At 45.2% G+C, this 5,651-nt stretch carries 6 protein-coding genes and 1 riboswitch; of the genes, 4 read left to right on the top strand and 2 right to left on the bottom strand.

Going from position 1 to position 5,651, the window contains the following annotated elements:
• Both V3S16_RS05340 and V3S16_RS05335 read right to left on the bottom strand, forming a co-directional pair.
• On the bottom strand, positions 1–689 hold a 689-nt coding region (locus V3S16_RS05340), incomplete at its 3' end, for an NAD(P)/FAD-dependent oxidoreductase (RefSeq protein ID WP_413883641.1).
• 30 nt (positions 690–719) lie between these two features.
• On the bottom strand, positions 720–1,583 hold the full coding sequence (locus tag V3S16_RS05335; RefSeq protein WP_413883640.1) for a PAC2 family protein: 864 nt from the start codon (positions 1,581–1,583) through the stop codon (positions 720–722).
• Between the two features lie 127 nt (positions 1,584–1,710).
• Positions 1,711–1,789: riboswitch (cyclic di-GMP riboswitch) on the top strand.
• A gap of 276 nt (positions 1,790–2,065) precedes the next feature.
• Here V3S16_RS05335 and fliD point away from each other — a divergent pair.
• The 4 genes from fliD to V3S16_RS05315 all read left to right on the top strand — a co-directional run.
• Complete coding sequence (gene fliD / locus V3S16_RS05330; protein WP_413883639.1) at positions 2,066–3,232, top strand: flagellar filament capping protein FliD; 1,167 nt, start codon at positions 2,066–2,068, stop codon at positions 3,230–3,232.
• A 273-nt stretch (positions 3,233–3,505) separates the two neighbouring features.
• Positions 3,506–3,967 carry a chemotaxis protein CheX gene (locus V3S16_RS05325; protein ID WP_413883638.1) on the top strand — a complete coding sequence of 154 codons (462 nt, stop codon included), beginning with the start codon at positions 3,506–3,508 and terminating at the stop codon, positions 3,965–3,967.
• Between the two features lie 25 nt (positions 3,968–3,992).
• Positions 3,993–5,150, top strand: coding sequence for a response regulator (locus V3S16_RS05320; protein ID WP_413883637.1), 1,158 nt, complete (start codon positions 3,993–3,995; stop codon positions 5,148–5,150).
• A gap of 11 nt (positions 5,151–5,161) precedes the next feature.
• Positions 5,162–5,651, top strand: a 490-nt coding sequence (locus V3S16_RS05315) for a GAF domain-containing protein (protein WP_413883636.1), incomplete at its 3' end; no start/stop codon positions are given.

Here is a 5,651-nt window from a genome sequence, read left to right as displayed (position 1 = left end):
AGTTTGCGGTAGATCCCCTTGAAAGGGATGAGGCGATAATTATAGCCGTAACCAAAGGCCTGAGCCACCAGGTCGCAGTGGGCACCGGCAGAGTTGATGAAGCGGGAAAATGTAATTTTACCGCGCGTGGTGACTGCCGTCCTGGTGCCGTCAAGACCCTTGAAGCGGCAATTGGTGATGATTTTCACCTTGCCGCTGGCGGCAAGCTCTTTGCGGATACTCTGCAAAACCGCTTTGGGATCCACCTGTGCGGTGTGGTGCGAATACAGGGCCTTGCCGGTTGTTTTGGCATTAGGCTCGATCTCCGCCAGTTGCTTTTCGTCGACCATTTCCACCTTGGCGCCGTTGGCCGTTGCCCGCCGGTAAAGCTCTTCCAGTATCGGCAGTTCGGAACCACTGCGCGCAACAATGACTTTACCCTTTTCGAGAAGCGGCAGCCCCTTTTCCTTACAGTATGCCCTCATCTGGAAATTACCCTTAAGGCACATTTTAGCCTTGAGGCTTTCGGGACTGTAATAGATCCCCGCATGCAGGACTCCGCTGTTGCGACCGGAGGCATGCAAACCGAGTTCCGGCTCCTTTTCGACGATAACGATTTCATCATATCCACAGGCAATCAGCTCCCTTGCCAGGGTAAGCCCAATGATGCCTGCGCCGGCAATCAGAATGTCGGTTTTATCCGGAAGCACTGCATTCTCCAATTTGCGTCATTTTCCAAGTTATTGTGGCGGCATAAAATCCTTCAGGTTGATAACCTTTTCGCCTGTGGTGGATTTTTTCATGCTTTCCCATGTGCCGCGCACTTTAGCCTTGCGAAGTTCGTTGATAACAGTTTGGAGTTCAAGGCTGTTTTTGATAAGATCTTGAATCTGATCTTCACGCTCCTCCCAGCGGGCGTCAAGGCCTTTGGTGTCCAGTTCAAATTTTCCCAGAGAAGACAGCACCTTTCCTAAATGGGACATCAAGCCGTAATGTTTGGTATTCTGCAGGTAATACGGGCAATGGCACCATAGACTGATGCATTGGAAACCCCGTTTAACACCTTCAGACTGTAATGCGGAATGAACGGCACTGGGCCCCTGGTAGGTAACAGGAATGACGTTTTTCTTTTTAAGCCTGGAAAGAACCTCTGCGTTTGAGGCTATTCCTGAAATAATCCGATCCGTATGGAGAACACTATCATACATGCTTCCCAGGGTAATAACGGTTTCGACTCCGAGTTGGCGGCAAAGGGAAAACAGTTCATCTGCAAAACGGTACCATTGCAGATTGGGTTCGGCGGCTTCCAAGACCACAAGATCATTGGGGCCTGATTCGATTCGGGCGGCATAAAATGTGCCGCCCGGAGGTGCAAGGTGCTTCATAATTCCGGCTTCTATATCTACTTCAGGACGATTGATATCATAGAGGTAGAAGATATCCGGATTGATCCTGGCAAAAGGCTGCGCCTTCAGCTTGCGGATTAAAAAAAAGGCCATACCTCTGGAAACGTCCATGGCATTGCCCCAGCCGTCAAAGCCCATAATCAAAAGAGGCGTTTGCAGATCAGGCCATTCCGTCACGTGGATACCTTGTGTTTTCATAACCATACCTTGGCATTCAGATAATGGAAAGTCAAGGCGATCGCTTGCTCCATTTTAACCGTTTTTATTGGTTTTTGGCAAAATAGCCCTAAAGATTTCCTGTTTTTCTACCGATAATAGAATAAAGTTGTTAAAAAGGCAAACCTCTCGAAAGAGTGGGACGCAAAGCCTCCGGCCCGGTGATGATGGGTAGCGGGGTTGCCCAGCTATTGGACAAATTGCTTTAAAGCCCATTCTTTCTTCAAAGAGGATGGGCTTTTTTCTTCTGGGTTAGGTATTATCAAGTTAACGTTAGGTATGACTATCGTGGTACATTTAACACTGACGGACCTTCTTACTAATTTATGACGGTTTCGTAAAAAGGAGAGCGCATTATGAAGATTACAGGTTCTTACAATAATTATCTGATTTTAAGCAACCTCTTAGCACCCCTTGGTGTAAAAAATTCCGGAAATCTAATAATGGGTGTCTTCGTATCATCCATGAATAATCTTAAAAACAAAATCGACAACCAAATTTTTTCAAAAGAATCTGCTGCTGCCATAAATCAACTTGGAAATATGGTTGCAGGCCTCTCCTCGAAAGCTAAAAAATTGACCCTTACTGATATGCATTCCGTTTTCAACGACCGGTCGGCAATATCTTCTGATTCCAATGTGTTAACAGCATCAGCTTATGATGCTTTATCTCTGGATATCGGCGCAGAAGAAGCCACCTATAACATTTCGGTTGCACAAATTGCCCAGAACCAAGAAAACATCGGCCTGGAACTGAATAAAGCCGATGTCAGCGGAGTCACCTTAGGGACTAATACCTATAATATCAATGTGAACGGTCAAGATTACGAACTTAGCATTGAGGTGATGGATGGCGACACCAATGAGGCTGTTCTGCAAAAAATGGCAACGGCCGTCAATGAAGCCGGCCTAGGAGTGACCGCCAAAGTTGTTGCCGGCAGCGGGGCGGAAACACAACAACTGGTAATCAGTTCTGATAATACCGGCTTGGCCGCGGCCTTTTCGGTTTCTGACATATCAGGCAACGCTATCGCGGCAACGGCGGTAGAGATTGTTGCAACCGAGGCTCAAGACGCTCAATATACTGTTGATGGAACAGGCTATACCTCTGGTTCCAATACGATCTCTTTGGATGATGGGATGGTCACGGTAAATTTGAAAGGCGTTGGAGAGTCGACCTTGGAGATAGCTCCTGATGCAAACACCGTCAAAAATACAATATCCGCCTTGGTATCAGAAATCAACGCCTTGGTTGGTTTTTTGGAAAGTAACAGCGATTATATCAAAGATGAGGTGCTCTCATCTGTTAATGCATATATTGATGACCATCACAGTAAACTTGAATCCTTTGGTATCACCCTGGGCGATGATGGCAAGCTTGGAATTGATAACACCAAACTGACAGAGGCTATCGATCAGAATCCGGCAGGTATTAAAGAAACCTTCGCAGGATTTGATGGGTTGGCTGTGCAGTTTAATAATTATGCTTCCAGGATAACTACCGACAATCCTTTTAATTACGCCAAAGAAGCAGACAATGTGGATTTATACTCTATGGGCCAAACTTACAGCTTATCCGCTGCAACGTCAAAGAATCTTTTAGAGGGTACGCTGCTGAACATGATTGTTTAGACGATGCTTCTATAAAATAAAGCCTTAGCAAAAAATAATTATCCTCATAGACGAAATATATCGGTTGAAAAAATGATATTTCAACCTGCGGACAAGCCTGGATCGTTAGAAATCCGAGTTGATCATCCTGCACAAATGAAAATATTTGCAGTTCGGGTTCGACTATGTTATTCCAATATAGGGTCATAATATCAGTTGAATATTACGGTAAAATCTACTCGGCTCCCGTCAGCCGATTAGATCATCGCCTTTACTTTCGATGGAGAATAAGCAATGGATGTAAAACTTGTTAATCCATTTATAATTGCTACGATAAATGTTTTAGAAACAATGGCATTTGTTAAGGCAAAAGCTGGAAAACCTCATCTCAAAAAAGATAATGTTGCCCAAGGAGATGTTTCGGGTATTGTTGGCTTTACCGGTGAGGCAAACGGAACGGTTTCCGTCACTTTTGATGAAGCATGCATTTTAAAAATCGTTTCCAACATGTTTGGAGAGGAAATGGTGGAAATAAACAGTGAAATTGCAGATGCTGTGGGTGAATTAACCAACATGATATCCGGTCAGGCCAGAAAGGAGCTGGAAGAAATAGGCAAAGTATTTCAAGGGGCTATTCCTACGGTGATTACCGGTAAAAACCATAAGCTTGAAACTATGACCAAAGGCCCCAAAATTGCGATACCTTTCAAAACAGAATTCGGAAGTTTTACAATCGAAATATGTTTTGAAGGTTAATCCTAAATAAAACCGTGTTACGATTATGATCGATTTAAACGAGATGACCGTACTGATCGTGGATGACATCATCACCATGTGCAAATCGATACATCGCATGATGAAGACCATCGGGTACGGGGACCAGTTTTTCTATGCCTATAATGGCAGAGAAGCTTTGCGCATCATGCGCAAAGAGCCTATCGAGTTGGTTTTGATGGACTACAATATGCCCGAGATGCAAGGCGGTGAAGCCTTAGGCATTATTCGGGAGGACAGGATTTTAAGGGATATACCGGTAATTATGATTACGGCCCAGGCCTACGCGGACTATGTGGCCGAGGCGGCCGAGTCCTATGTTGATGCCTTGATACTGAAGCCCTTGACCATCAAGTTATTGGAGAACAAGGTTGCCGATGCCGTTGCCAAGGCCAACAATCCTCCTCCCATTGTCGCCCATCTTAAGAGAGCCCGGGATTTTGAAGATGAAGGCGAACTGGATATGGCCATCCAAGAAGCCTTGCTGGCCATGGAATTGGATCCGGATTCCTCCCGAGCCATCCGTGAACTGGGCCATTTTCATTTAAAGAAGGATGATTTAAAAGAGGCTGAAAAGTGGTTGTTGCAGGCCGCCCGGATGAATGAAATGGATGTGATTGCTTTCCATAATCTTGGGGAGCTGTATCTCAAGCAGGATGAAATTGACAAGGCTCATCATTACTTTGAAAAAGCCATGGAGATCAGCCCGCGCCACCTTGACCGCGGGATCAGTTTTGGCAAGACCCTGATCCAAAGGAAAATGATTCCCAGAGCCATTAAGGTATTTACCCAGGCTTTCAAATTTTCGAAAGCGCCTTTAGAGCTTCAGGAGGAAATTGCTGATTTTTGTCTTGAGAGCGGAGCCGGCGAGTATGCCGCTTCCCTTATAGAGGGGCTGATCAGTCGACTGCCGCAGCGGACGGATCTTTTTTTTAAGCTGGGTAAAGCATGGGAATCTTTAGGTGATGTCAAAAAAGCATTGCCCTATTTGGTTGAAGCGGAAAAAAATGACGCCGAAGACCTGGAAGTTAAACTCCACCTTGCCCGGAATTATTTAACTTTAGGCAAGCCCATTTGGGCTGAAAGAGCCTTGAAGAGATTGTTAAAGATCGATGCGGACCACAAAGAAGCCCAAGAGCTTTTGAAAACCTGTCTTAAAATGTGAGGGAGCAGCCCATGGCCAGCGCTAAAGAATTGCTTGAAGTTTTAATAAAAATTACTACCGTCTCCCATAATCAGCACCTCGATTTCAAGGAGAAACTACAGCATATTATCCTTGAAATTGTCCGGCACATGCGCGTCAAAAGCGGCTCTATCATGCTTGTGAAAGGCTCTAAGAACATTAAAGTTGTGGCCTCGACCAATACCGAATTGATCGGCATAAAGCAAGGTCTCGATCAGGAATCTCCCTCCGCCTGGGTTTGCATACATAAAGACATTTTGTATGTCGAAGATATTTCCACCAGTGATATTTTTCCGGCGCGTTTTGAGCACTATGAAGGATGCGCCTTGTTGCTGGCACCTATCATAGTCAAAAATAAGGTTATTGGTATCATAGCGGTAACGGATAAGATCGGTGAGGATTATTTTCCCCAAGAGGAACAGAAATCCCTGTTAATTTTAGCGGGGCATGTCATCGGTGCTCTTGAAAATCAACGCCTGACAG

The organism is Candidatus Desulfatibia sp., from assembly GCF_036446775.1.
GTDB lineage: Bacteria > Desulfobacterota > Desulfobacteria > Desulfobacterales > UBA11574 > Desulfatibia_A.
Note: the sequence above shows the minus strand (reverse complement) of the source record. Positions and strands in the feature narration are given on the sequence as shown.

Coding starts and splice junctions, on each gene's coding strand:
- V3S16_RS05335 (WP_413883640.1), bottom strand. CDS start 1,583: ATGAAAACACAAGGTATCCACGTGACGGAATGGCCTGATCTGCAAACG.
- fliD (WP_413883639.1), top strand. CDS start 2,066: ATGAATAATCTTAAAAACAAAATCGACAACCAAATTTTTTCAAAAGAA.
- V3S16_RS05325 (WP_413883638.1), top strand. CDS start 3,506: ATGGATGTAAAACTTGTTAATCCATTTATAATTGCTACGATAAATGTT.
- V3S16_RS05320 (WP_413883637.1), top strand. CDS start 3,993: ATGATCGATTTAAACGAGATGACCGTACTGATCGTGGATGACATCATC.